Annotated in this window: 24 protein-coding genes and 1 pseudogene; 12 read left to right on the forward strand and 13 right to left on the reverse strand. The window is 74.7% G+C overall.

Going from position 1 to position 21,564, the window contains the following annotated elements:
- Positions 1-6: 6 nt before the first annotated feature.
- Both ACQP2F_RS12315 and ACQP2F_RS12320 read right to left on the reverse strand, forming a co-directional pair.
- Positions 7-1,719 (reverse strand): hypothetical protein, encoded by a 1,713-nt coding sequence (locus ACQP2F_RS12315; protein WP_433303552.1) that lies wholly within the window; start codon positions 1,717-1,719, stop codon positions 7-9.
- Positions 1,716-2,765: an NAD-dependent epimerase/dehydratase family protein gene (locus ACQP2F_RS12320; protein WP_433303553.1), complete on the reverse strand. Its 1,050-nt coding sequence runs from the start codon at positions 2,763-2,765 to the stop codon at positions 1,716-1,718. The genes ACQP2F_RS12315 and ACQP2F_RS12320 overlap by 4 nt, the downstream gene beginning before the upstream one ends.
- A gap of 115 nt (positions 2,766-2,880) precedes the next feature.
- Between ACQP2F_RS12320 and ACQP2F_RS12325 the strand changes: the two genes are divergently transcribed.
- From ACQP2F_RS12325 to ACQP2F_RS12355, 7 genes and pseudogenes are all read left to right on the forward strand, one after another.
- A complete protein-coding gene (locus tag ACQP2F_RS12325; protein WP_433303555.1) occupies positions 2,881-3,540 on the forward strand; it encodes a glycosyltransferase family 2 protein in 660 nt (219 codons plus the stop codon).
- On the forward strand, positions 3,537-4,298 hold the full coding sequence (locus ACQP2F_RS12330; protein ID WP_433303557.1) for a TIGR04282 family arsenosugar biosynthesis glycosyltransferase: 762 nt from the start codon (positions 3,537-3,539) through the stop codon (positions 4,296-4,298). The genes ACQP2F_RS12325 and ACQP2F_RS12330 overlap by 4 nt, the downstream gene beginning before the upstream one ends.
- Complete coding sequence (locus tag ACQP2F_RS12335; protein ID WP_433303559.1) at positions 4,295-4,912, forward strand: methyltransferase domain-containing protein; 618 nt, start codon at positions 4,295-4,297, stop codon at positions 4,910-4,912. Before ACQP2F_RS12330 ends, ACQP2F_RS12335 begins: the two co-directional genes overlap by 4 nt.
- A 275-nt stretch (positions 4,913-5,187) precedes the next feature.
- Positions 5,188-6,306: a molybdopterin-dependent oxidoreductase gene (locus ACQP2F_RS12340; protein WP_433303561.1), complete on the forward strand. Its 1,119-nt coding sequence runs from the start codon at positions 5,188-5,190 to the stop codon at positions 6,304-6,306.
- The gene (locus ACQP2F_RS12345) at positions 6,303-6,575 is read left to right on the forward strand and encodes a hypothetical protein (protein ID WP_433303562.1); all 273 of its coding nucleotides are present in this window, start codon (positions 6,303-6,305) and stop codon (positions 6,573-6,575) included. The genes ACQP2F_RS12340 and ACQP2F_RS12345 overlap by 4 nt, the downstream gene beginning before the upstream one ends.
- Positions 6,529-7,214: pseudogene (locus tag ACQP2F_RS12350) on the forward strand (response regulator transcription factor). Before ACQP2F_RS12345 ends, ACQP2F_RS12350 begins: the two are co-directional and overlap by 47 nt.
- Complete coding sequence (locus ACQP2F_RS12355) at positions 7,211-8,212, forward strand: sensor histidine kinase (protein WP_433303564.1); 1,002 nt, start codon at positions 7,211-7,213, stop codon at positions 8,210-8,212. Before ACQP2F_RS12350 ends, ACQP2F_RS12355 begins: the two are co-directional and overlap by 4 nt.
- Here ACQP2F_RS12355 and ACQP2F_RS12360 read toward each other — a convergent pair.
- From ACQP2F_RS12360 to ACQP2F_RS12400, 9 genes are all read right to left on the reverse strand, one after another.
- A complete protein-coding gene (locus ACQP2F_RS12360) occupies positions 8,209-9,210 on the reverse strand; it encodes an AraC family transcriptional regulator ligand-binding domain-containing protein (protein ID WP_433303566.1) in 1,002 nt (333 codons plus the stop codon). The two genes, ACQP2F_RS12355 and ACQP2F_RS12360, sit on opposite strands and share 4 nt — an antisense overlap.
- A 14-nt stretch (positions 9,211-9,224) precedes the next feature.
- Positions 9,225-10,034, reverse strand: a complete 810-nt coding sequence (locus ACQP2F_RS12365) for an oxidoreductase (RefSeq protein ID WP_433303568.1) — start codon at positions 10,032-10,034, stop codon at positions 9,225-9,227.
- Positions 10,035-10,138: 104 nt separating this feature from the next.
- Positions 10,139-10,795, reverse strand: coding sequence for a phosphate signaling complex protein PhoU (phoU, locus tag ACQP2F_RS12370; protein WP_433303570.1), 657 nt, complete (start codon positions 10,793-10,795; stop codon positions 10,139-10,141).
- Between the two features lie 59 nt (positions 10,796-10,854).
- Positions 10,855-11,754: a hypothetical protein gene (locus tag ACQP2F_RS12375; protein WP_433303572.1), complete on the reverse strand. Its 900-nt coding sequence runs from the start codon at positions 11,752-11,754 to the stop codon at positions 10,855-10,857.
- Positions 11,741-12,247 (reverse strand): hypothetical protein, encoded by a 507-nt coding sequence (locus ACQP2F_RS12380; protein WP_433303573.1) that lies wholly within the window; start codon positions 12,245-12,247, stop codon positions 11,741-11,743. The genes ACQP2F_RS12375 and ACQP2F_RS12380 overlap by 14 nt, the downstream gene beginning before the upstream one ends.
- A 482-nt stretch (positions 12,248-12,729) precedes the next feature.
- Positions 12,730-13,914, reverse strand: a complete 1,185-nt coding sequence (locus ACQP2F_RS12385; protein WP_433303575.1) for an ABC transporter permease — start codon at positions 13,912-13,914, stop codon at positions 12,730-12,732.
- The gene (locus ACQP2F_RS12390) at positions 13,914-14,603 is read right to left on the reverse strand and encodes an ABC transporter ATP-binding protein (RefSeq protein WP_433303577.1); all 690 of its coding nucleotides are present in this window, start codon (positions 14,601-14,603) and stop codon (positions 13,914-13,916) included. The genes ACQP2F_RS12385 and ACQP2F_RS12390 overlap by 1 nt, the downstream gene beginning before the upstream one ends.
- Positions 14,600-15,673 carry a peptidoglycan-binding protein gene (locus tag ACQP2F_RS12395; protein WP_433303578.1) on the reverse strand — a complete coding sequence of 358 codons (1,074 nt, stop codon included), beginning with the start codon at positions 15,671-15,673 and terminating at the stop codon, positions 14,600-14,602. Before ACQP2F_RS12395 ends, ACQP2F_RS12390 begins: the two co-directional genes overlap by 4 nt.
- Positions 15,666-16,304 (reverse strand): hypothetical protein, encoded by a 639-nt coding sequence (locus ACQP2F_RS12400; RefSeq protein WP_433303580.1) that lies wholly within the window; start codon positions 16,302-16,304, stop codon positions 15,666-15,668. Before ACQP2F_RS12400 ends, ACQP2F_RS12395 begins: the two co-directional genes overlap by 8 nt.
- 87 nt (positions 16,305-16,391) lie before the next feature.
- Between ACQP2F_RS12400 and ACQP2F_RS12405 the strand changes: the two genes are divergently transcribed.
- Positions 16,392-17,039 (forward strand): response regulator transcription factor, encoded by a 648-nt coding sequence (locus tag ACQP2F_RS12405; RefSeq protein WP_433303582.1) that lies wholly within the window; start codon positions 16,392-16,394, stop codon positions 17,037-17,039.
- A complete protein-coding gene (locus ACQP2F_RS12410; RefSeq protein ID WP_433303583.1) occupies positions 17,036-18,205 on the forward strand; it encodes a sensor histidine kinase in 1,170 nt (389 codons plus the stop codon). The genes ACQP2F_RS12405 and ACQP2F_RS12410 overlap by 4 nt, the downstream gene beginning before the upstream one ends.
- On the opposite strand, the gene ACQP2F_RS12415 is transcribed toward ACQP2F_RS12410, so the two are convergent.
- Entirely contained in the window at positions 18,200-19,219 is a 1,020-nt protein-coding gene (locus ACQP2F_RS12415) for an aldo/keto reductase (protein WP_433303586.1), read from the reverse strand. The genes ACQP2F_RS12410 and ACQP2F_RS12415 overlap by 6 nt on opposite strands.
- 39 nt (positions 19,220-19,258) lie before the next feature.
- On the opposite strand from ACQP2F_RS12415, the gene ACQP2F_RS12420 reads away from it, so the two are divergent.
- From ACQP2F_RS12420 to ACQP2F_RS12430, 3 genes are all read left to right on the forward strand, one after another.
- Positions 19,259-19,573 carry a hypothetical protein gene (locus tag ACQP2F_RS12420; protein WP_433303587.1) on the forward strand — a complete coding sequence of 105 codons (315 nt, stop codon included), beginning with the start codon at positions 19,259-19,261 and terminating at the stop codon, positions 19,571-19,573.
- A gap of 69 nt (positions 19,574-19,642) precedes the next feature.
- Positions 19,643-20,023, forward strand: coding sequence for a PadR family transcriptional regulator (locus ACQP2F_RS12425; RefSeq protein ID WP_433303589.1), 381 nt, complete (start codon positions 19,643-19,645; stop codon positions 20,021-20,023).
- Positions 20,004-20,657, forward strand: coding sequence for a hypothetical protein (locus tag ACQP2F_RS12430; protein WP_433303591.1), 654 nt, complete (start codon positions 20,004-20,006; stop codon positions 20,655-20,657). The genes ACQP2F_RS12425 and ACQP2F_RS12430 overlap by 20 nt, the downstream gene beginning before the upstream one ends.
- Before the next feature lie 125 nt (positions 20,658-20,782).
- Here ACQP2F_RS12430 and ACQP2F_RS12435 read toward each other — a convergent pair whose 3' ends face one another.
- Positions 20,783-21,550, reverse strand: a complete 768-nt coding sequence (locus ACQP2F_RS12435) for a hypothetical protein (RefSeq protein ID WP_433303593.1) — start codon at positions 21,548-21,550, stop codon at positions 20,783-20,785.
- Between the last annotated feature and the right edge of the window lie 14 nt (positions 21,551-21,564).

The raw sequence follows: 21,564 nt of genomic DNA on the forward strand, positions 1-21,564 counted from the left end.
CCGTCCCTACCAGACGGTGAGCAGCAGGTGGTTGACGATCAGCGCGACCGTCATCTGCGCGATCAGCCAGGGTCGCCGGGTCCGCTCCGGCAGCAGCGCGGCGCCGGCCATGACCCACCAGGCGAACGGCAGCCAGATCCGCTCGACCTCGGCCTTGCTGTACCCGGAAAGATCGGCGGCGAGGATCGCGCCCGCCGCGGCCAGGGGCAGCAGCCAGACGCCCGCCGCGGCCAGGGGCGGCAACCAGACGCCCGTCCTGGTTGCGGCCGGCCCTTCGGCGCCCCGCCTCTCGGCGCTCGGCCGTCTGGCGCTCGGCGCTTTCGTGCCGGGCGGTTCGGTGCTCCGCTTGGCAGTGCTGGTCCCGGCGACGGTCCTCGGTCCGGCCGCGATGCTTGTCCGCGCGGGCGGCTCGGCGAGGTGCGGGATCGCGGCGGCCGGGCGGCCGGTCTCTGCGGCGGGCGGCGTGGTGCCGTGCCGGATGGCGGTGAGAGCCGGGCAGCCGGTCTCTGCGGCGGGCGGCGTGGTGCCGTGCCGGATGGCGGTGAGAGCCGGGCGGCCGGTCTCTGCGGCGGGCGGTGTGGTGCGGCGCCGGAGGGCGGCGAGAGCCGGGCGGGTGGCGGCAGCGGCCGGTTGCGCGGCACGGCGAAGGATGGCGGCGGCGGCCGGACCGGCGGCGATCGCGAGAGCGGCGAGATCGGCCCACACCCAGTAGGCGTAGGGGCGGTGAGCCGCGAGGCCCTGGTAGTAGCGGCGGCTCACCAGGTGATACCCGGTCAGCCAGTCGAAGCCGGCCGCGCTGAAGGCGGCCACGACGACGGCCGCCCCGGCGAGCGCCCAGAACGCCGTGCGCCGGCCGCCCGGCGCGATGAGCATGACCGCGGCCACGAGGGCAGCCATCAGCACCAGACCGTAGGAAAGGTACGCGCCGGCCCCGAGCAGCAGACCGCCCGCGAAGGCCGCCTGCTTGGCCCGGCGGACGACACCGTAGGCGAGGAGGGCGACGCCGGACGCGGTGACGCCCGCGAACAGGCCGTCGGCCGAGACGCCGGCCCAGACCGCGCCCGGGAAGAGCGCGACGAAGGGCGCCGACGTCCGCGCCGCCTCCTCGGACGCCAGCAGCCGCACCGTGACCGGCACGGCGACGGCGGTGAGCGCGGCGATCGCGATGCACACCAGGCCGGCCGGGGCGCCGCCGCCGAGTCCGAGCCGGTCGAGGGCGACGAAGACCAGCAGCGCGCCCGGCGGATGGCCGGCGACGTGGGTCGTCCACGAGTCCGGCTGGAAGTCCAGGATCCGGCCGCCGAAGCCGCGCAGCATGGCCGGGATGTCGGTCACGCCGGGGACTTCGGTGAGGTACTCGGGCCGGGTGGTCAGGCGGCCGGCCACCCCGCGCTGCCAGCCGTCGACCAGGGCGAGCGACAGCGTCCAGGTGAACGCGGTCGCATAGGAGGCGGCCAGCATCGCCCGCCACCGCAGCCGCTTCGCAAGCTCGAAGCCGTAGCGGCCGGCCATCACCGCCACGGCGACGGCCGGCGCCGTGCCCGGTCCGGCATGCGGCAGCCAGCGCGCGAACAGCGGCGCGGCCCCCGCGTGCACGGGATTGCCGGCCACCTGCAGCAGCACCGCCACCACCGCGGCGATCAGCACCAGTGCCGCCGCCGCACCGGCGGCGACCAGGTCGCCCCGCGACCGCGTCCGCCGCACCGCGGTCTTCGTCACGAGCGGAGCGGGGCGGAGGCGAACTCGGCGATGCCCTCGGCCAGGCCGATGCCGGCGCGGAAGCCGAGCTCGGCGGTGGCGCGATCGGGGCACGCCACGATGTGCCGGACGTCGCCGAGGCGGAACTCGCCGGTGATCTGCGGAGGTGCCCCGCCGGCTGTCGCCGACAGCCGGGCGGCGACCTCGCCCACGGTCGCGGGCCGGCCGGACGCGATGTTGTAGGGCCGCCATCCGGTGCCCGTGCCGGTGGCGGCGACGGCGGCCAGATTGGCGGATGCGACGTCGCGTACGTGGACGAAGTCGCGGCGCTGGCGGCCGTCCTCGAAGACGCGCGGCGGACGCCCGGCCTCCACGGCCGACCGGAAGATGGCCGCGACCCCGCTGTAGGGCGTGTCCCGGGGCATCCCCGGCCCGTACACGTTGTGGTAGCGCAGCGCCACCACCGCGCCGCCGGTCTGGCGCGCCCAGGCCGCGGTCAGATGTTCCTGGGCCACCTTGGTCGCCGCGTAGACGCTGCGGGGGTCGAGCGGCGCCTCCTCGCCGACCGGTTCCGGCGCCAGGGGCGAGCCGCAGCGCGGGCACGGTGGCTCGAACCGGCCATCGGTCAGATCGGTCACCACGCGCGGGCCGGGCCGCACCGGGCCGTGCTCCACACAGGAGTACGCGCCCTCGCCGTAGACGACCATGGAACTGGCCAGCACCAGCCGGCCGACGTCGGCGCGGGCCATGGCGGCCAGCAGGACGGCGGTGGCCAGGTCGTTGCACCCCACGTAGTCCGGAAGGTCGTCGAGGTCGACGCCCAGCCCGACCAGGGCCGCCTGGTGCACGACCACGTCGACGCCGGTCAGGGCGTCCTGAACCCCCGCCCGGTCGCGCAGGTCGGCCCGCCGCACCGGGGCGCCGGCGACGGTGGACGGCAGCGGGTCGCGATGCGCCGCCGGATGGCCGGAGTCGAGGACGGTCACCCGGTGTCCGGCCGCGGTCAGCGCGGCGACGACGTGGGATCCGATGAAGCCGGCGCCGCCGGTCACGAGTATGCGAGTCACGGGTGCCGACGCTAGGGGCCGGCGGGCGGTCGTGGAGCCGGCGTCAGCGGTTCGTAAGGTTTTGTCATCGGCACGTAAGCCCTGGCCCGGCCGCTCGTCACTAGCGTCGGCCGGCATGACCGATGTGGTGCTGCCCTGCCGGAACGAGGCTCCGGCCCTGCCCAGCCTGCTGGCCCGGATGCCGGCCGGCTACCGGGCGATCGTCGTCGACAACGGCTCGACCGACGGCTCGGCCGAGGTCGCCCGGGCCCACGGCGCCGACGTGATCAGCGTCGCCGAGCCCGGGTACGGCGCCGCGGTGCACGCCGGCGTGCTCGCCGCCGACCCCGCCGACGGCGTGGTGTGCGTGATGGACGCCGACGGCTCGTTCGATCCCGGTCAGCTGCCGGCGGTCGCGCGACCGGTGCGGGACGGCGAGGCCGAGCTCGCCGCCGGTCGCCGCCGCCCGGCGGCCCGCGGGGTGTGGCCGTTGCACGCCCGGGCCGCCAACGCGGTCCTGGCCGGCCGGCTGCGCCGCACGACCGGGCTGCCGGTGCACGACATCGGGCCGATGCGGGCCGCGCGCCGCTCCGAGCTCCTGGCGCTCGGGCTGCGGGACCGCCGGTTCGGGTATCCGCTGGAGCTGCTGATCGCGGCCGGGCGGGCCGGCTGGCGGGTGGTCGAGGTCGATGTGGACTACCTGCCGCGAGCCGCCGGGACCCGGTCGAAGGTGACCGGCAGCGTGCTCGGCACCGCCCGCGCGATCCGCGACATGAGCCGGGTGCTGGCCCGATGAGCGCCCGCGTGGTGCTGCTGGCGAAGGTGCCGAGGCCCGGCCGGGTCAAGACACGGCTGTGCCCGCCCTGCACGCCGGAGCAGGCCGCCCGGGTAGCGGCCGCGGCGCTGTCCGACACCGTGGCGGCGGTGAATGCGTCACGCGCCGCGCTCCGGGTCCTGCTCACGGACGTGCCCTGCGCCGCACCGGCGGGGTGGTCGGCCGGACTCCAGCGCGGCGGCCCGTTGAGCGAGCGGTTGACCCACGCCTTCACCGGCGCCGAGGCTCCCGATCCGCGCGGTGTTCTCGCCGAGGCTGCGGTCGCCGGCCGAGGCGGCGTGTTCGCCGCCGGCTCGGGCGGCCCGGCGCCGGCCACGACGCTGCTGATCGGCATGGACACCCCGCAGCTGACCGGCGGCCACCTCGACGAGGCGCTGCGGCTGCTCAGCGAGGCGGACGCGGTGCTCGGCGAGGCCGAGGACGGCGGATGGTGGGGGCTGGGGCTGAACGATCCCGGTCATGCCGAGGTGCTGCGGGACATACCGACGTCGACCGCGACGACCGGCGCGCAGACCCGGGAAGCCCTGCTCCGGCGAGGATTGCGGGTCGCGGAGCTGCCGCGGCTGCGGGACGTGGACACGGCGCCGGACGCCTTCGCGGTGGCCGCGCTCTGCCCGCCCGGCCGGCGTTTCCCCCGCGCGGTCGCGGCCGAGATTCCGAGCGCAGCCGAGGTTCCGAGCGTGGCCGGGATTCCGAGCGTGGCCGGGATGGTGCGGTGAGCGCGGCCGTGTTGTTCGACGCCATGTTCCGGCGGGCGGCGCCGTTCACGGTCCGGCATCGGACCGGACGGCAGCAGCATTTCGACCCGGCGCCCTGGTGTGGCGACGGGCTGCCCGGCGACGAGTCGCTGCTCGCCCGCTGCGCCGGGCCCACCTTGGACGTCGGATGCGGCCCCGGTCGGCTCGCCGGGGCGCTGGCCGGGCGGGGATGTCCCGCGCTGGGTGTCGACGTCAGCGCGGCCGCCGTGCGCCTGGCCCGGCGGCGTGGCGCGATCGCCCTGCGCCGGGACGTCTTCGATCCGTTGCCCGGCGCCGGGCGCTGGCATCACGTGCTGCTCGCCGACGGCAACATCGGCATCGGCGGCGACCCGGCCCGGCTGCTGCGCCGGTGCCGCCGGCTGGCCGCGCCCGGCGGGCGCGTGCACATCGAGGCCGAACCGCCGGGCACAGCCGGCTGGTCCGGCCCGGCCGTGGTGCAGGGCGGCACGACCGAACTGCCCTGGGCATGCGTGCCGGTCGACGACCTTCCGGCGCTCGCCGCCGCGACCGCGATGCGGGTGCTGGAGACCTGGACGGAGGCGGGCCGATGGTTCGCGACCCTGAGCGCGCGCTGATCCCGCGCCCGCACGAGCGCGCGATGATCCCGCGCCCGCTGGAGCGGCGCCCGCAGGCCTGGTTCCAGCAAGCGTGGCGCCGGCAAGCGTGGCGCCCGCGTCAGCGGCGCCCGGAGCATCTTCTGCCTAGGTTCCTAGGACGCCTAAGCGACCGCGTGCGAAACCACTGGCTGGCGCCGCTACCCGAACCGCCCTCGAGGCTGCGACGCGGGCCGTTCCGGGACGGGGTCTTCCGGTCTCGGCTCCGGTCCGAACGGCTGACCAGCCTGCTCGGCGTGGCGCTCGGGGTGGCGTTCGCCGTGTGCTTCGTGACCGGGCTGCTCAGCCATCTGATCCAGCACCCGCCGGCCTGGTTCTGGTGGCCGTCGCGGCCGGCCGGGCTCTATCGGGTCACCCAGGGGCTGCACGTGGCGACCGGCCTCGCCTGCCTGCCGCTGCTCGGGGTCAAGCTGTGGGCGGTCTACCCGCGGCTGTTCACCTGGCCGCCGGTGCGGACGATCGCGCACGCCGCCGAGCGGGCCGGCGTCGCGGTGCTGGTGGCGGCGGCGTTGTTCCAGGTGGTGAGCGGGACGCTGAACATCTACCACGTGTACGCGCCGATGCCATTCTTCTTCACCACCGGGCACTACTGGGTGGCCTGGCTGGCGATCGGTGCGCTGCTGGTCCACGTCGGCGTCCAACTGCCGGTCGTTCGGTCCGCCCTCCGCCGCCGCCCGGCCCCGAATGCGGAGGCACCCGACAAGGCCGCGGACGCGCCGGGCGCGACCGCGGCGCCGGACGCGACCGCGGCGCCGGACGCGACCGCGGCGTGGGGTCGGCGGGCGTTGCTGACCGGCGTGGCGGCGGCGGCCGGTCTGATCACGCTGGGCACGGTCGGTCAGACCGTCCGGCCCCTGACCGGCGTGAGCGCTCTCGCGCCGCGCCGGCCCGGACGAGGCCCGCAAGGGCTTCCGGTGAACAAGACCGCGGCCGCCGCCGGCATCGTCGCCGATCCGGGCTATCGGCTCGTGCTCGGCGGCCCGGCGGGGGAGCGGCGCCTCGACCTCGCCGCGCTGAACTCGTTGCCGCAGCACACCGCGGAGCTGCCGATCGCCTGCGTCGAGGGGTGGAGCTCGACCGGGCGGTGGACCGGCGTGCGGCTGCGCGATCTGGTCACGCTGGCCGGCGGCGATCCGGAGCGGGCCACCGTGCTGGTCGAGTCGCTCCAGGCGGGCGGGCGCTATCGCAGCACGCTCGTGCCGGCCGTGCATGTCCGCGATCCGCTCACCCTGATCGCGCTGCGACTGGGCGGTGAGGTGCTGCACCCGGACCACGGCTATCCGGCCCGGTTGATCGCCCCGAACCGGCCCGGCGTCCTGCAGACTAAATGGGTGGGACGGATCTCGGTGCGATGAAGATCAGAGTCGTCCTGGTCGCGGTGGGTGCGGCGCTCCTCGCGTACGGGATCATCGGCGCCCTCACCGACGCCGACGCCGACCCGATCGGCATGGCCGTGTTTCTCCTCGCCGTTCTTTTCGTCCACGACCTGCTATGGATGCCCGCCGTGTCGCTGATCGCGCGCGGTTGTAAGAAGTTCGCAAGGACTCGCGGCCGCCGCGGTGAGTACCGTGACCCGAGTGGGACATCGCGTGCTGGTGGTCGACGACGATCCGACCGTGAGTGACGTCGTCCGCCGCTATCTCGAGCAGGACGGCTGCGAGGTGTGGCTGGCCGCCGACGGCGCCGACGGGCTGGCCGCGATCGCCGCGCACCGGCCCGACCTGGTGGTGCTCGACTGATGATGCCGGGCATCGACGGCCTCGAGGTGTGCCGGCGACTGCGGCGGCAGCTCCCGGATCTCCCGGTGATCATGCTGACCGCGCTCGGCGAGGAGGCGGACCGGGTGCTGGGCCTCGAGGTCGGCGCGGACGACTATGTCACCAAGCCGTTCTCGCCGCGCGAGCTGGTGCTGCGGATCCGGTCGGTGCTGCGCCGCGCCGCGCCGGTCACCGATCCGCCGCCGGCCACCATCGCCGACGGCGGCCTGCGGCTCGACACCGCGCGCCGGCTGGCCGAGCTGGACGGCGCGCCGCTGTCGCTCACGGTGCGCGAGTTCGACCTGCTGGCGTTCCTGCTGTCCCATCCCGGCCGGGTCTGGTCGCGGGCCGAGCTGCTCGACCGGGTGTGGGGCTGGCAGTTCGGCGACCAGTCGACGGTGACCGTCCACGTACGGCGGCTGCGGGAGAAGATCGAGCCCGATCCGGCCGAGCCCCGCCGCCTGCTCACCGTCTGGGGCATCGGCTACCGCTACGAGGCGGCATGAAGGACACGCTGCTCATCGGCCTGTACGCGCTCGTCGCCGGCGCGGTGGTGGCGGCGGCCGGCGCCGCGGTGCTGCGGATGCTGCGCGGCCGGTCGATCCTCACCCACGTCGTCGTCCTGCTGGCGGTGACCGTCCTGGCGGTGGTGGCCGGGGTGGTGACGGTGGCCCGGGCGATGTTCCTCTCCGGCCACGACACCCGGGTCGTGCTGCTCACCGTCGTCGCCGCCGCGGTGGTCAGCCTGGCCGTCGGCGTGATCTTCGGTCGCCGGCTGGCGGCCTCGGCGGTCTGGGCCGAGCAGGCCCGCGAGCGGGAGCGCCGGCTCGAGGCCGGGCGCCGGGAGCTCGTCGCCTGGGTGTCGCACGACCTGCGCACGCCGCTGGCCGGGATGCGGGCGATGGCGGAGGCGCTGGAGGACGGCGTCGTCGCCGACCGGGCCACGGTCGCGGAGTACCACCGGCGGCTGCGGGTCGAGACCGACCGGATGACCCGGCTGGTCGACGACCTGTTCGAGCTGTCCCGGATCAACGCCGGCGCGCTGCGCCTCGTGCCGACGACCGTGCCGTTGCGCGAGGTGGTGTCGGATGCGATCGCCGGGGTGGCGCCCCTGGCGGCCGGCAAGAACGTCACCCTGATCGCGGCCGAGACCGGCTGGCCGACCGTACGGGCGGGGGAGCGCGAGCTCGCTCGCGTGGTGACGAACCTGCTGGTCAACTCCGTCCGCTACACCCCGGCCGACGGCACCGTGCACATCGACGCCGGCCGGGCGCACGACGGGGTGTGGCTGGCCGTCTCGGACACGTGCGGCGGCATCCCCGACGACGATCTCGACCGGGTCTTCGACATCGCGTTCCGCGGCGAGCGCGCCCGCACTCCCGGCTCCGGCGGCGGGCTCGGCCTGGCCATCGTGCGCGGCTTGGTCGAGGCGCACGGCGGGCACGTCGGCGTCCGCAACACCGGCGGCGGATGCCGCTTCGAGGTGCGCCTGCCCGCGGCCTAGATCGCGGAAGCGCCGGCCCGGATCTGGTCCGGTGTCCGGCCGGTCCAGGACTGGAATGCCCGGTAGAACGAGTTCGTGTCGGCATAGCCGAGCAGATAGGAGATCTCACCGGTGCTCATGCGCGACGTGGAGAGATAGTGGTGGGCGAGCGCCTCGCGCGTGTGGCGCAGGACGGCCTGGAAGTTGGTCTCCTCACTCTGCAGCCGGCGCTGGAGGGTACGGCCACTGACCGCGAGCTCCCGGGCCGCCGCTTCGATCGTTGACGCTCCGGCGGGGAGCAACCGCAGCAACGCCTGACGGACCAGCTCGGCGGTCGACGGCTCGGTCTCGAACTCGTCGAGCCGCCGGCGCAGGCCCGGCTCGAAGTACTCCCACATCCGGTCGTTCGCGGTGAGGAAGGGGCGTTCGGCGTCGGCGCCGGAGAAGGTGACGGCCGGTACCGCGGAATGCTCGAGCGGTGTGCCGAGATAGCGCCGGTAGGCCGCCGCCTGCTCGACCGTCGGGTCCACCGGCGCGGCGAACCTCACCGGCCGCACATCGTCGCGGGTCGCCATCCGCGCCAGCGCGACCCAGAAGATCAGTTCCATCAGCATCAGCGCGCCGGGCGCTTGGTCGGCATCCGGCCAGTGCATCTCGATCGTCATCGCGCCGCCACGCGAGTCGAGCACCAACCGCAACGGCCCGATCAGCTTCTTGTACGTCCTGAGCCGCGCCGCGGCGACGCGGAGAGTGGGGCTGCAGAACGCGGAGAACATCGGCGGGTCGAACACCTCGGCGCGCATCGCCTCACCGATCCGGATCGGCAGCAGGGGATCGGCGGCCTCATCGTCCAGGGCCCGCCAGAACGCGTAGTACTGGGCCGTGGTCAGCTCGACCGTCTCCGACGCGTAGACCATCGTCGGCAGCGCCGCCCGGCGCAGCACATCGGGCAGATTGACGCCGAGGTCGGCGAGCAGCGCCCGGCCCGAGGGCCCCACGGTGAAACGGTCCGAGCTCATCCCGCATCCCTTGCCTACAGCCGGGACATGATCGAACGATCGTAGATCCGATCGCCGAGCCACTTCCGTGTGGACAACAGCATCCTCGCGTACTTGCCGGCGACGTACCGCGTCCTCGGCCGCCGCGCCGTGATCGCCTTCGCGATCACCTCGGCGATCACCGAGGGTGGGGTGGCCCCGCTCGCGTAGTTCTTCCGCGTCCCGTCGGCCACCTGCTCGGCCATCGTGGCGTAGGCGCCCGATCCGGACCGCGCCAGCAGCGGCCCGGAGACCACGTCGGCGAATCCGGTGTCGATCAGACCGGGCTCGATGACGATGACGTCGATGCCCATCGGCGCCAGCTCCAGACGCAGACAGTCCGACCATCCCTCGAGGGCGTGCTTGGTGGCGTGGTACCAGGCCCCGAGCGGCGTATAGATCTTCCCGCCCATGGAGGACATGTTCACGATCTTTCCCGACCGGCGTTCCCGCATGCCCGGCAGGACCAGCTGGGTGAGCCGGGCGAGCCCGAAGAGGTTCACCTCGAACTGGTAGCGGGCCTCATCCAGGGAGATGTCCTCCACCGCCCCGTACAGCCCGAAGCCGGCGTTATTGACCAGAACGTCGACCCCGCCCCGCTCGTCGGTGATCCGCTTCACCAGGCGCACGAGATCCTGTTCGTCCGTGACGTCCACCGCCTCCACGACGGCGCCGAGCTCGGCAAGATCTTGCATCAGGTCCACCCGCCGGGCCACCGCATAGACGGCGTACCCCTCCGCGAGCAGCTTCCGGGCCGTGGCCTTTCCCATCCCGGATGAAGCCCCGGTGACCAGCACGGTCTTCACAAGTCGCCTCCCGCCCGGGCGGCCTCGGCCGGCCGCCTCTGCGTTCCACGGTAGGTACGGGGAGGGCCGCGCTCACTAGCGGATCGCGCCACCTTACTTGCCGTTCACGCCTGGTCCGCGCCGTCGCCCTTCTCGCCCACCAGGATCAGGACGTGGTCGGCGATGTTGACGGCGTGGTCGGCGAACCGCTCGTAATAGCGGCCCAGCAACGCGCCGTCGACCGCGGACTCGACGCCCAGCGGCCACTCCGGACTGAGCATCACCGCGAACAGCTGGCGGTGCAGCCGGTCCATCGCGTCGTCGTCGCCGTCGAGGCGGGCGGCCAGCTCGCCGTCCCGCTCGGCCAGCGCCGACTGGATCTTTCCGGCCAGGTCGTCGGCCACTCCGGCCATCGCCCGGAAGAGCGCGGCCAGCTCGGGCGCGACCGCGGGCACCGGGTGCCGGCGGAGGGTGGCCCGCGCGACGTGCGCGGCCAGGTCGCCCATCCGCTCGAGGTCGGCCGCCGCCTGCAGCGCGGTCAACGCCTTGCGCAGGTCGTCGCCGACCGGCTGGCGGCGCGCGATGAGGTCGAAGACGCGGTCGTCGACGACGCGGTAGAGCACGTCGATCTCGGCGTCGCGCACCGTGACCTGCTGGGCGAGCGTGTGGTCGGCGGCGAGCAGGGCGGCGCTGGCCTGCCGCATCGCCTCCCGCGCGGCCTTGGCCATGGTGACCAGGGAGCTGGTCACCCTCGCGAGCTCGTCGTCGAAGTCCCCACGCATCCGTCCGATGCTAGAGGGAAGAGGCCGCTTCAGTCTTCCGGGATGACCCGATCGAATCTTCACCTCCCGCCCGCGCTCGGGCGGAGCAGCTGGAGGCGGATGCTCGCGTCGTACGGGATCACCAGGGTGCTCGCGCTGTCGGTCCACTCGGCCGGAACCAGGAACAGCCGGCCGCCGGACTGCAGGAGCAGGCGCAGGCCGCGGTACGCGTGGCGCGGCTTGGCGGCCGGGCCGAGATCGGTGTGTATGACGCCCGGCGGCACGGCGGGCAGCGGGTCGGCCGTGAACAGGACGATCTCCGGACGGCGCGCCAGGGTGTGCGACTCGTCCTCGGCGCGGCCCGTGCCGTACCCCCACGCGAAGCTGGTGGCCGCCCAGAGCAGGCCGATCAGCAGGACGCCGAAGGCGGTGACGACCAGCACGCGCTCGACCCGGACCAGCACGCCGGCGGCGAACCACGACTCGGGGGCGGCGTCGCGCAGAGCCACCCGCCGGGCTAGCCAGGCGGCGTAGACGATCAGCGGTGCGCCGGCGGTGAGCGACAGCGGCGTGACGCCGGGTGTCTCGGTGGCGGCCACCGCCGGCTGGAGCATGCCGATCAGGGCGCGCGCCACGAGCAGCACGCCGACGGCGGCGGCGGCCGCGACCGGCGGGAGCAGCCGACGGGGACGGGGCGAGGCGAGGATCCGGCGGGCGGTCAGGTGGGCGCCGAGAACGGCCAGGGTGGCGAGCAGCAACAGCGCCGCGACCGGGTACGTGGTCTCCGCGCCGTACATCAGCAGTTGCCGGTTCGACAGGTCGGTCAGATCCAGGTACACGCCGAAGTAGAGGAAGCGCGCCCGGGTCGCGACGTAGCCGTACCAGAGAAGAGTCGCGGTGATCACCGTGACCGGCGGCAGCAGCGTGGCCAGCTTCTCGAGCCGGCCCGCCCAACCCGGTGCCGGCTCACTGCCCGGCAAGGTCGCACACCACGTGGGAGTCGGCGTAGTACCCGTTGTCGGTGTGCAGCTTGATCGAGCAGGTCACCGGCCAGTGAGCCGTGATCGGATGCTCCGCCGACGGCGGCGGGGAGGTGACGCGGTCACACGGCGCGATCTCGGCGCCGGCGCAGAGCAGCGACAGCTCGAACTTCAGCGTTCCGGTGTAGTCGCCGACCCGGGTCGGCCCGGTCAGGGCCACCCGCACCCCGCAGCCCTGCTTCTCCGAGATGACCGAGCCGTTCTCGCACCCGGTGCCGGCCGGCGGATATCCCGGGCCGGGGTAGTCCACGTGGCAGCCGACGTACTCGACCCGCATGGGATGCGCCTTGGCGTCGGTGCCGTCGGGCGGCGGGGTCTCGCCCGGTACGAAGGTGCGCGTGTCCACGGTGACCCCGGGTTCCGGTGACTTGATCCAGAAGACGTGGCATCCCGAGGAGTCCGGGAAGTAGTTGTCGACGGTCGGCCCGGCCACGAGCACCCGCGAGGGGCCGGTGCGCTGGACGAGGGGGCGGCCGGGCTCGTGGTTCCGGGGCCGGTTCCACCTGACGTGTGGCCGGGGGTGGGCCGGGTGCTGGCGGGGCCGGTGGTGGGACCGGTGGCGGGACCGGTGGTGGGGTGCGCGGGCGGGGAGCCGTCCTTGGCCGGGGGAGACGGCACGGGCGCAGGCGCGGGGTCGGACGCGGATGCCGATGCCGATGTCGATGTCGATGTCGATGTCGATGGGGCCGAGGGTGCCGGGGGATCGGCGGCCGGTTGGTCGCGCAGGGTGAGACGGGCCAGATAGGTGCCGCCGGCGACCAGGATCACCAGCACCACCGCGCCGGTCACGATCCACGGTTTGAGCTGTGCCACGGTGAGCCTCATCGGAGGCCTCCCACGTGAGGGTTGCCCGTGACGCTACGCCGCCGCCTTGCCGTGCGCTGTCGGGAATGCGCGTGCCGACGAGCCCAGCCGTCAGAGGGCGCGCAGCGCCTCGACCGGGGAGAGGCGGGCCGCCCGCGCCGCCGGGTAGAGGCCGGCCAGGGCGCCGGCCAGCAGCGCCGCGCCCAGCCCGGCGGCCACGCCCCCGGGCGGTATCGCGACCGGGTCGCCGCCGATCCGGGCGGCGACTGCGGTCGCCAGCACCCCGAGCGCGACGCCGAGCACCCCGCCGATCGCGGCCAGCAGCGTCGACTCGAGCAGGAACTGGCCGGCCACGTGCCGCCGGCGGGCGCCGAGCGCGCGGCGCAGGCCGATCTCGCCGCGCCGTTCGAGCACCGAGATCACCATGATGTTGGCGATGCCGACGCCGGCGATCAGCAGCGCGATGCCGCCCAGCCCGAGGAAGAGCCCGACGAAGGCGCCCTTGGCCGCGATCCGGGCGAGCAGGAGGTCGGACGGCCGGCGGACCTGCACGTCCTGTCCGCCGTCCGGCACGGTGGTGGCGGTGAGCACGGCGGCCACCGCCGCCACCTGGTCCGGGTCGGCGCGCAGGTAGATGCGGCTGGGGCCGGCCGACCGGCCGAACACCTGCGCGGCCTGCCCGAAGCCGATCAGCGCCGCCACGTCGATCTCCGGCGCGACCGCCACCGGCGCGAGGACCCCGACCACGGTGAAGTAGTGGTCGCCGAGCAGAACCCGGGTGCCGGCGTCGAGTGCGGTGATGCCGAGGATCTTCGCGGCCTCGTAGCCGAGGACCGCGACCGGGTAGTGCTCGGCGGTGGCGTCGAGGTAGCGACCGAGCACTACCCGGGTGGCCATCGCGGCCGGCAGCGACGGCTGGGCGGCGAGCACGTTCATGCCGCCGCTCTGCTCGACCGGGATCGCCCGGCTGCGCCGCACGGTCACGCCGTCGACCGTGCCGACCGCGGTGACCGTCCGCACCGGCGGGATGCGCGCGATCATCGACTCGGCGGTCGCGGGCAGCGGCAGCGTGCGGCCGTCGACCGACTCGGCCGAGGCGACGGTCAGCAGGTTGCCCTGCTCGCCGAGCTGGGTGAGCAGATCGGCCTTGGCCGACTCGGCGATGCCGAGCACGGCCACCACGGCGGCGACCGCGATCGCGATGCCGAGGGCGGACAGAGCGGTGCGTACGCGGCGGGCACGCAGGCCGACGGTGGCGAGGCCGATCGCGTCGGGCAGTCGCAGGTGCGCGGACATCAGTGGTTCCCCCGATCGCCGGTGACGATGCGGCCGTCGCGCAGGTGGACCTGCCGGCCCATGGCGGCGGCGACCTCGGCGTCGTGGGTGATGACCACGACGGTGGTGTGCTCGCCGGCCAGGCCGCGGAGCAGTTCGATGATCCCGGCGCCGGTGGCCGAGTCGAGGTTGCCGGTCGGCTCGTCGGCCAGCAGCACCGCCGGACGGCCGGCGATCGCCCGGGCGACGGCGACCCGTTGCCGCTCACCGCCGGAGAGCTGACCGGCGCGATGCCCGATGCGACCGGCCAGGCCCACCTCGTACAGCACCTCGGCCGCCCGCTCGCGCCGGATCCGCGCCGGCACCCCCCGGTAGAGCAGGCCGGTCGCCACGTTGTCGAGCACGCTGATGTGCTCCAGGAGGAAGAACTGCTGGAATACGAAGCCCAGCCGGGTGGCGCGGACCTCGGACAGCTCGCCGTCGGAGAGGGTCGAGGTGTCGATGCCGGCGACGCGTACGGTGCCGCCGGTGGGCCGTTCGAGGGTGCCGAGGATGCTCAGCAGCGTCGACTTGCCGGCTCCGGAGGCGCCGGTGACGGCGACCGACTCGCCGGCCGCGACGACCAGGTCGATGCCGCTCAGCGCGACGACCCGGGCCGGCCGTGGGTAGATCTTGCTGACGTTCGCCAGCTCCAGCGCGGCGGTGGTCATGTCGCCGGCACCTCCACCGTCGCGCCCTCGCGCACCCCGTCGCCGGTGACCTGCACCAGCGTGTCGGAGAACAGTCCGGGGGTGACGCCGACGAGGCGACGGGCGCCGCTGTCGAGCAGGTAGACGCCGTAGCCGCCGCCGGCCAGCGCGACCAGCGCCGTGATCGGCACCGCGAGCACGTGCCGGGCCGATGCCGCGGTGACGTCGACCTGGACCGGGGCCTCGTCGAGTGAGGCGCCGGTCACCGGCCGGTCGAGGGTGACCCGGGCCGGGACCGACGGCACCTGGCTGCCGCCGCGCCCGGGGTCGGTGTCGGCCGGCGCGGTCGCCACCGAGGACAGCTCGGTCACCCGCCCCGGCACCCTGCTGCCGTCCGGCATCGTCACCGTGACCGCGTCCCGCAGGTGCACCAGGTAGCTGTCGGTCACCGGCACGGCGAGGTTCACCACGACCGTCGGCGACGTGCCGGACAGCAGCAGCCCGTCACCGGCCCGGCTGCCGGTCCGGACGGCCAGGGTCGTGACCCGCAGCCGGCCGGGCTGGAACGTGACGTCCCCCGGCTCCAGCACGCCGGTGACACTCTGCCGGGTGGCGCGCTGCCAGCGGCGCAGGGCCGCCGCCGTGGCCCGGGTGAAGTGGCCGTCGACGGTCAGCGCCGGCCCGGAGGCGTAGCCGAGGGCGACGAGGTTGGCCTCCAGCGCCCGGACGTCGGGCCCGGCGGTGACGCCGAGCCGCAGCGGACGCCACGCCGGCCGGTCGCCGTAGAGAAGCCGTAGCGGCCGGTTGTCGACGGCGGCGACCGGCTGCCCCCGGCCGATCACCTGCCCCGGCCGCGGCAGCCAGGTGACCGTGCCGGGGGCGCCCGGCCAGTAGACGTCGTAGCCGCCGGAGTAGCCGAGCGTCCCGCCGACCGTGGCGACGCTCGTCAGGTCGGTGCGGGTCACGGTGGCCGAGCCGCCCGGGACCGCGGCCAGGGCCGGCCCGGCCGGGGTGTCCCGCAGCGACCACCAGCCGCCGGCGGCCGCGGCGACGGCGAGGGCGGTCCCGCCCAGGACGGTCCGCCTACGCATGGCCGAGGTTCCCCAGACTCGACGCCTGCTCCTCCTGGTCCAGGATGCTGCGGCAGGCGTCGACGGCGCGCTGCAGGACCGGGCTCTGCTTGCCGCCGGGCGGCGCCGCGGCGGGGTCGAGGCCGAAGCCGTGGCCGGGCGTGAAGTGGGTGTCGACGGTCGGGTCCTTCACCTTGGGCAGGCCGTGCTGCCGCAAGCACTGCGCCGACTTCACGCCGGCCCGCAGCAGCGCCGGGGGCGGCGGCCCCTGGTCGCGGATCGAGAAGCCGGCCGCGTGGATGAGGTCCCGGCAGGCCGCGGTGACGGCGTCCAGCTGCGGCCCGGTGAGCAACCGGAACGCCGCTTCGTCGGTGTAGACGTAGCCGTCGCCGGTCAGCACCGGATCCTGGTAGGCCGGCGCGCCGTGCTGCCGGATGCACTCGGCCGCGGCGTGCAGCTTCGCGCGGCGGCCGGCGCTGCCGTCCCCGGCGACGGTGTTCAGGTTCCGGTCGTTGTCGTCCGGGCCGGCGCTGGTGCCGGCCCCGCTGGTCGCCAGCCGCGGCACCGAGGATGCCGGCGGATCGTCGCCGCATGCGGCGAGGCCGAGCACGACGACGGCCGCCGTCAGGGCCCCGCGAAGAAGTGTCCTCATGGGACACCGGTCTAGCGGCCGGGCGGTGACAGCAGCGCTACGCCGCTTGTTGGACGGATGTCACCTGGGCCGGGGCACAATGTCGGCATGCGCGTACTGGTGGTCGAGGACCACGTCACGCTCGCCGCCCGGATCGGCGAGGGACTGCGCGACGCCGGGATGGCGGTGGACGTCGTGCACGACGGCGCGGCCGCGCTGGCCGGGACGACCACCACCGCGTACGACGTGATCGTGCTCGACCGGGATCTGCCGGTCGTGCACGGCGACCAGGTGTGCCGCACGCTGGCGGCCGGCGCTCCGGCCCGGATCCTGCTGCTGACCGCCGCCGCGTCGGTCGAGGACCGGGTCGACGGGCTGGAGCTCGGCGCCGACGACTACCTGGGCAAGCCGTTCGCCTTTCCGGAGCTGGTCGCCCGCGTCCGGGCGCTGGCCCGCCGGGCCACGTCGGCGCCCCCGCTGGTCCGCCGCGGCGACCTGACCGTCGACCGGGCCCGGCACCGGGCCGGCCGTGCCGGTCGTCCCCTGTCGCTGACCCGCAAGGAGTTCGGCGTGCTGGAGATGCTCGTCGCCGCCGACGGTGCCGTGGTCAGCGCCGAGGAGCTGCTCGAGCACGTCTGGGACGCGTACGCCGACCCGTTCAGCAACGTGGTGTCGGTGACCCTGGCCCGGCTGCGGCGCAAGCTCGGCCCGCCGCCGGTGATCGAGACCGTGGTCGGGCGGGGCTACCGGATATGACCATCCGGGTCCGGCTCACGCTGTTGTACAGCGGCCTCTTCGCGGTGTGCGGTGCGATCCTCGTCGCGATCACCTACGGCCTGCTCGCCGCCGGGCTGTCCGAGCCGGTCGACCCCGGGACGACGCCCCCGCCCGACTTCGCGAGCGTGTGCGCGAAGGTGGCGGACGACCCGGAGGCCGATCCGAGCACGATGCGCAAATGCCAGACGGCGTACGACCAGGGCCTGACCACGGGAGCGACCAGCCAGCGCCGGGCGGTGCTCGACCGGCTGCTGTGGTTGTCCCTGGGCACGCTGTTCGCGGTCACGGTCCTGTCGGCGGTGGCCGGCTGGATCGCCGCCGGCCGGGTGCTGCGCCCGGTCCACCGCATCACCGAGGCGGCGCGCAACGCCTCCGGGGAGCGGCTCGGCACCCGGCTCGCGCTGACCGGGCCCCGCGACGAGCTGCGCGAGCTGGCCGACACGTTCGACGACATGCTCGATCGGCTGCAGGCCGCGTTCGAGAGCCAGCGCCGGTTCATCGCGAACGCCGGGCACGAGCTGCGGACCCCGCTGACGGTCATGCGCACCACCGCCGACGTGGTGCTGGCCAAGCCCGAGCCGACCCGCGCCGAGCTGCTGGGCATGGGCCACGACCTGCGGGCCGGCGTCGCGCAGGCGCAGGCCCTGATCGATGCGTTGCTGACCCTGGCCCGTACCGATCAGGGGCGGTTCGAGCGGGAGGCGGTCGACCTGGCCACGGTCGCCGAGGACGCGCTGGACGCGACCGCGGCGCTCGCCGGGACCGCCGAGCTGCACGTCTCGCTCACCCCGGCGCCGACCAGCGGCGACCCGATCCTTCTCGAGCGGCTCACGGTCAACCTGGTCGACAACGCGGTCCGCTACAACGTGCCGGGCGGCGCGGTCTGGGTGAGCACGACCGCCGTCGCCGGGCGGGCCGTGCTCACCGTCGGCAACACCGGCCCGGTCGTCGAGCCCGGCGTGGTCGGCACCCTGTTCGAGCCGTTCCGCCGCCTGCACGAGCGCACCACCGACGGTGGGTTCGGGCTGGGCCTGGCGATCGTCGCCTCGATCGCGGCCGCGCACGGCGGGGAGGCGACCGCCGGCCCGCGCCCGGGCGGCGGGCTGACGGTGACCGTGAGCCTGCCCGCCGCCGCCGCGCTATAGGGCTCGGCTGCGCTGGTCGATGCCGAGCGGTCCGTACGGGTAATCGGTCGGGCGCAGGTCGCTGGCCTCGTCGAGGGCCGCGGTCTCCTCGGCGGTCAGGTGCAGCCCGGCCGCCTTCAGGTTGGCCTCCAGCTGGTCGGTGGTGCGGGCGCCCAGGATCGTCGACGTCACGGCCGGGCGGTCGGTCACCCACGCGAGGGCGACCTCGGCCATCGAGACCCCGCGGGCCTCGGCGACCTGCTGCACGGCTTCGACCACATCCCACGTACGGTCGGTGCCGCGCCGATCCCAGGCCTCCATGCCGCGCTGGGGGTTGTCGCCGAGCCGGGTCGCGCCGGTCGGGCGCTGGTCACGGCGGTACTTGCCGGTCAGCCAGCCACCGCCGAGCGGGCTCCACGGCAGCAGGCCGAGGCCGGCGTCGAGCGAGGCCGGCACGATCTCGTACTCGATCTCGCGCACCAGCAGGCTGTACTGGGGCTGGAGGCTGACCGGGCCGGTCAGGCCGAGCGAGCGCGCCAGCAGGACGGCCTTGGTCAGCTGCCAGCCGGTGAAGTTCGAGAAGCCGTAGTAGCGGATCTTCCCGGCCCGGACGAACCCGTCCAGGGTGCGCAGCGTCTCCTCGAGCGGCGTGATCGGGTCCCAGGCGTGCGCCTGGTAGAGGTCGACCGCGTCGACGCCGAGCCGGCTCAGCGACGCGTCGAGCGCCCGGGTCAGGTGCCGGGCGGACAGGCCGGCGCCGTTGGGGTCGGGGGCCATCGGGAAGCGGCCCTTGGTGGCGAGCACGATCCCCTCGGTGACCTCCGCCGGCCGCGACGCCAGCCAGCGGCCGATGATTCGCTCCGACTCGCCGGCCGAGTAGACATCGGCGGTGTCCACGAACGTGCCGCCGGCCTCGGCGAACATGTCGAGCTGGGCGTGTGCGACCTGCTCGTCCGACTCGTTGCCGAACGTCATGGTGCCGAGGCAGAGATTGGAGACGGCGCATCCGCTGCGCCCGAGGGTGCGGTATTCCATCCCCCCAACCTAGCCACCGCCGTGGGATCCTGCTTAGCGATGATGACCGTCGAGGATGTCGCCGCGATCATGCAGGGTCTGGACGGCGTGCGCGAGAGCCGCCGGGGTGGCCTGCGCCGATGGGACCGGTCCGGCCGGCTGGTCGCCCGGCAGCTCGACGCCGAGCAGATCGTGGTCCGTTCCGGCTTCGAGGAGCGCGAGCGGCTGCTGACCGACCACCCCGGCACGTTCTTCGTGCCACCACGGTTCGACGCGCACATGATGGTGGTGGCCCGGCTGACGGAGGCGGATTCCGCCGCCGTCGCCGCCGCTGTCAACGCCGCCTGGCAGCTGCAGCGGCGCGACGACCGCTGACGCGCTGCCGTCGGGCAAGTCCGGAGCCACTACTAGACGCCGCATAATAGCGGCGGTATTATGTTCCGCATGGTAGTGGAGCCGGGCGGGGACGACGCGGCCGAACGGCAGGCCCAGCTGCTGCGCGGCTGCCTCGACATGTGCCTGCTCGCGCTGCTCGCCGCCGAGCCCGCGCACGGCTACGACCTCGTCCGCCGGCTCGAGGCGGCCGGCTTCGGGACGGTCAGCTACGGCACGGTCTATCCGCTGATCACCCGGCTGCACCGTCTCGGGCTGGTGGCGAACGCGTCCGAGCCGAGCCCCAGCGGCCCGCCCCGCAAGATCTATCGGCTCACCGACGCCGGCCGCGACCGGCTGTCGGCGTGGCGGGCGCAGTGGTTCCGGTTCTCCGCCGTCGTGAACGACACCCTCACCCCCTCGGGAGACGACCATGAACATGCCGTCCGTTGACGGGCTGGTGACCGCGACCGAGCGGCGGTGGCGCGCGCTCGGCGTCCGCCCGCACGATCGCGCCGCCCTCGCCGCCGACCTGCGGGTCGAGCTGGAGGCCGCGGCCGCCGACGGTCTCGACCCGGCCGGCCTAGTCGGCCCCGACGTCGACGGGTTCGCCGCGCGGGTCGCCGAGGAGGCCGGGGTCGAGCGCACCCCGCCGCTGTACGGGCCGGTCCTCGGGGTGGCGACGATCGGCGCAGTGCTGTCGCTCGTCGTCGGTTACTGCCTGGTGATGGCCCTGCACGAGGTGTTCGTGGCGGCCTTCGACCTGCCCCGCGGCGTGCGCGTGCCGATCTGGCTCGCCGCCGGCGTCTTTTACGGCGGCGTGGCCGCGGTGGTCGTCACCGGCGCCGCGGTCGGCGTGCGGGTCGGTCTGCGCCACGCGGCCGGCATCCGCGTCACCGCCCGCACGATGGGCCTGTTGCTGCCGCCCGCCCTGACCCTGGCGATCCTCGCCGCCGTCGCGGTCGGCTGGGCGTTCGACTTCGCGCTCACCCCGGCCGTGATCGGGGCCGAAGCGGCGATCGTCGTCGCCGGCTTCCTGGCCGCGACCGCGACCGCCCGGCGCCTGTCGATCACGCCGGGTAGCTGAGGGCCGGCGCCTGTCGATCACGCCGGGTAGCTGAGGGCCGGCGCCTGTCGATCACGCCGGGGAGCTGAGGGCCGGTGCCGGGCAAGACGGCCGGCGGGGAAAGACGCCGAGGAGCTGACCGGGTCTCAGACGCCGGCCGGCTGCGGCGACGAACCCAGGTCGACCAGGTGCACCCGCGGATCGCCGGCCACCCGTACCTCGTACGCCATCGGTGGCCCGCTCGTCGCCCAGCGCGCGCCGACCACCGTGCCCGGCCCGGCCTGCGCCCCCGGCGCCTTGAGCCGATGCGCCGCCAGCAGCACCGCGTCCAGCGTCTGCCGCGCACCCGACAGCGAGCCCCGCAGACTCACCGTCCGTAGTTCCCGGCCGAGAGTGATCGTCGCCTCGCCGCGCGGGTCGCCGGCCTCGATCGCCGCCTCGACCCGCCGCCACAGCCGCCAGTGCTCGTCCTCCAGCACCAGCCGGGCGGTCCGGTCCAGGCCCGCGCACGTGATGTCGACCGCGGTCTCCTCGCCCAGCTCGGCCACCCACGCCAGCTCCTCGGCCGCCGGCATCAGGGCGGGCGACTCGTGCGCCACCACCAGGTAGAGCATCGCCAGGACCGTCTGCCGGTCCCGGCCGTCGTAGAGCCGGCCGGCGGCGGTGCGCAGGCGGGGGAAGCGGGCGGTCAGGTGGGCGGCCCGGCCCAGTGGGGGAGCGGCCGCGTCGCGGGTGTCGCGCACCCGGGCATGGAACGGGCGTTGTTCGCGGTGGGCGAACACCAGCGCGCGGTGCGGGTCGGCGATCAGCCGCGCCGCGACCGAGTAAGGCACTCCCATCTGGGCGGCGAGGGCCCGGATGGCGCGCCGGCGGGCACGGTCGTTGGCCTGGCGGCGGCGTTCGGCAGCGGTCATGGCGGCACCTCCCT

The organism is Actinoplanes sp. CA-030573 (assembly GCF_050951115.1).
GTDB lineage: Bacteria > Actinomycetota > Actinomycetes > Mycobacteriales > Micromonosporaceae > Actinoplanes.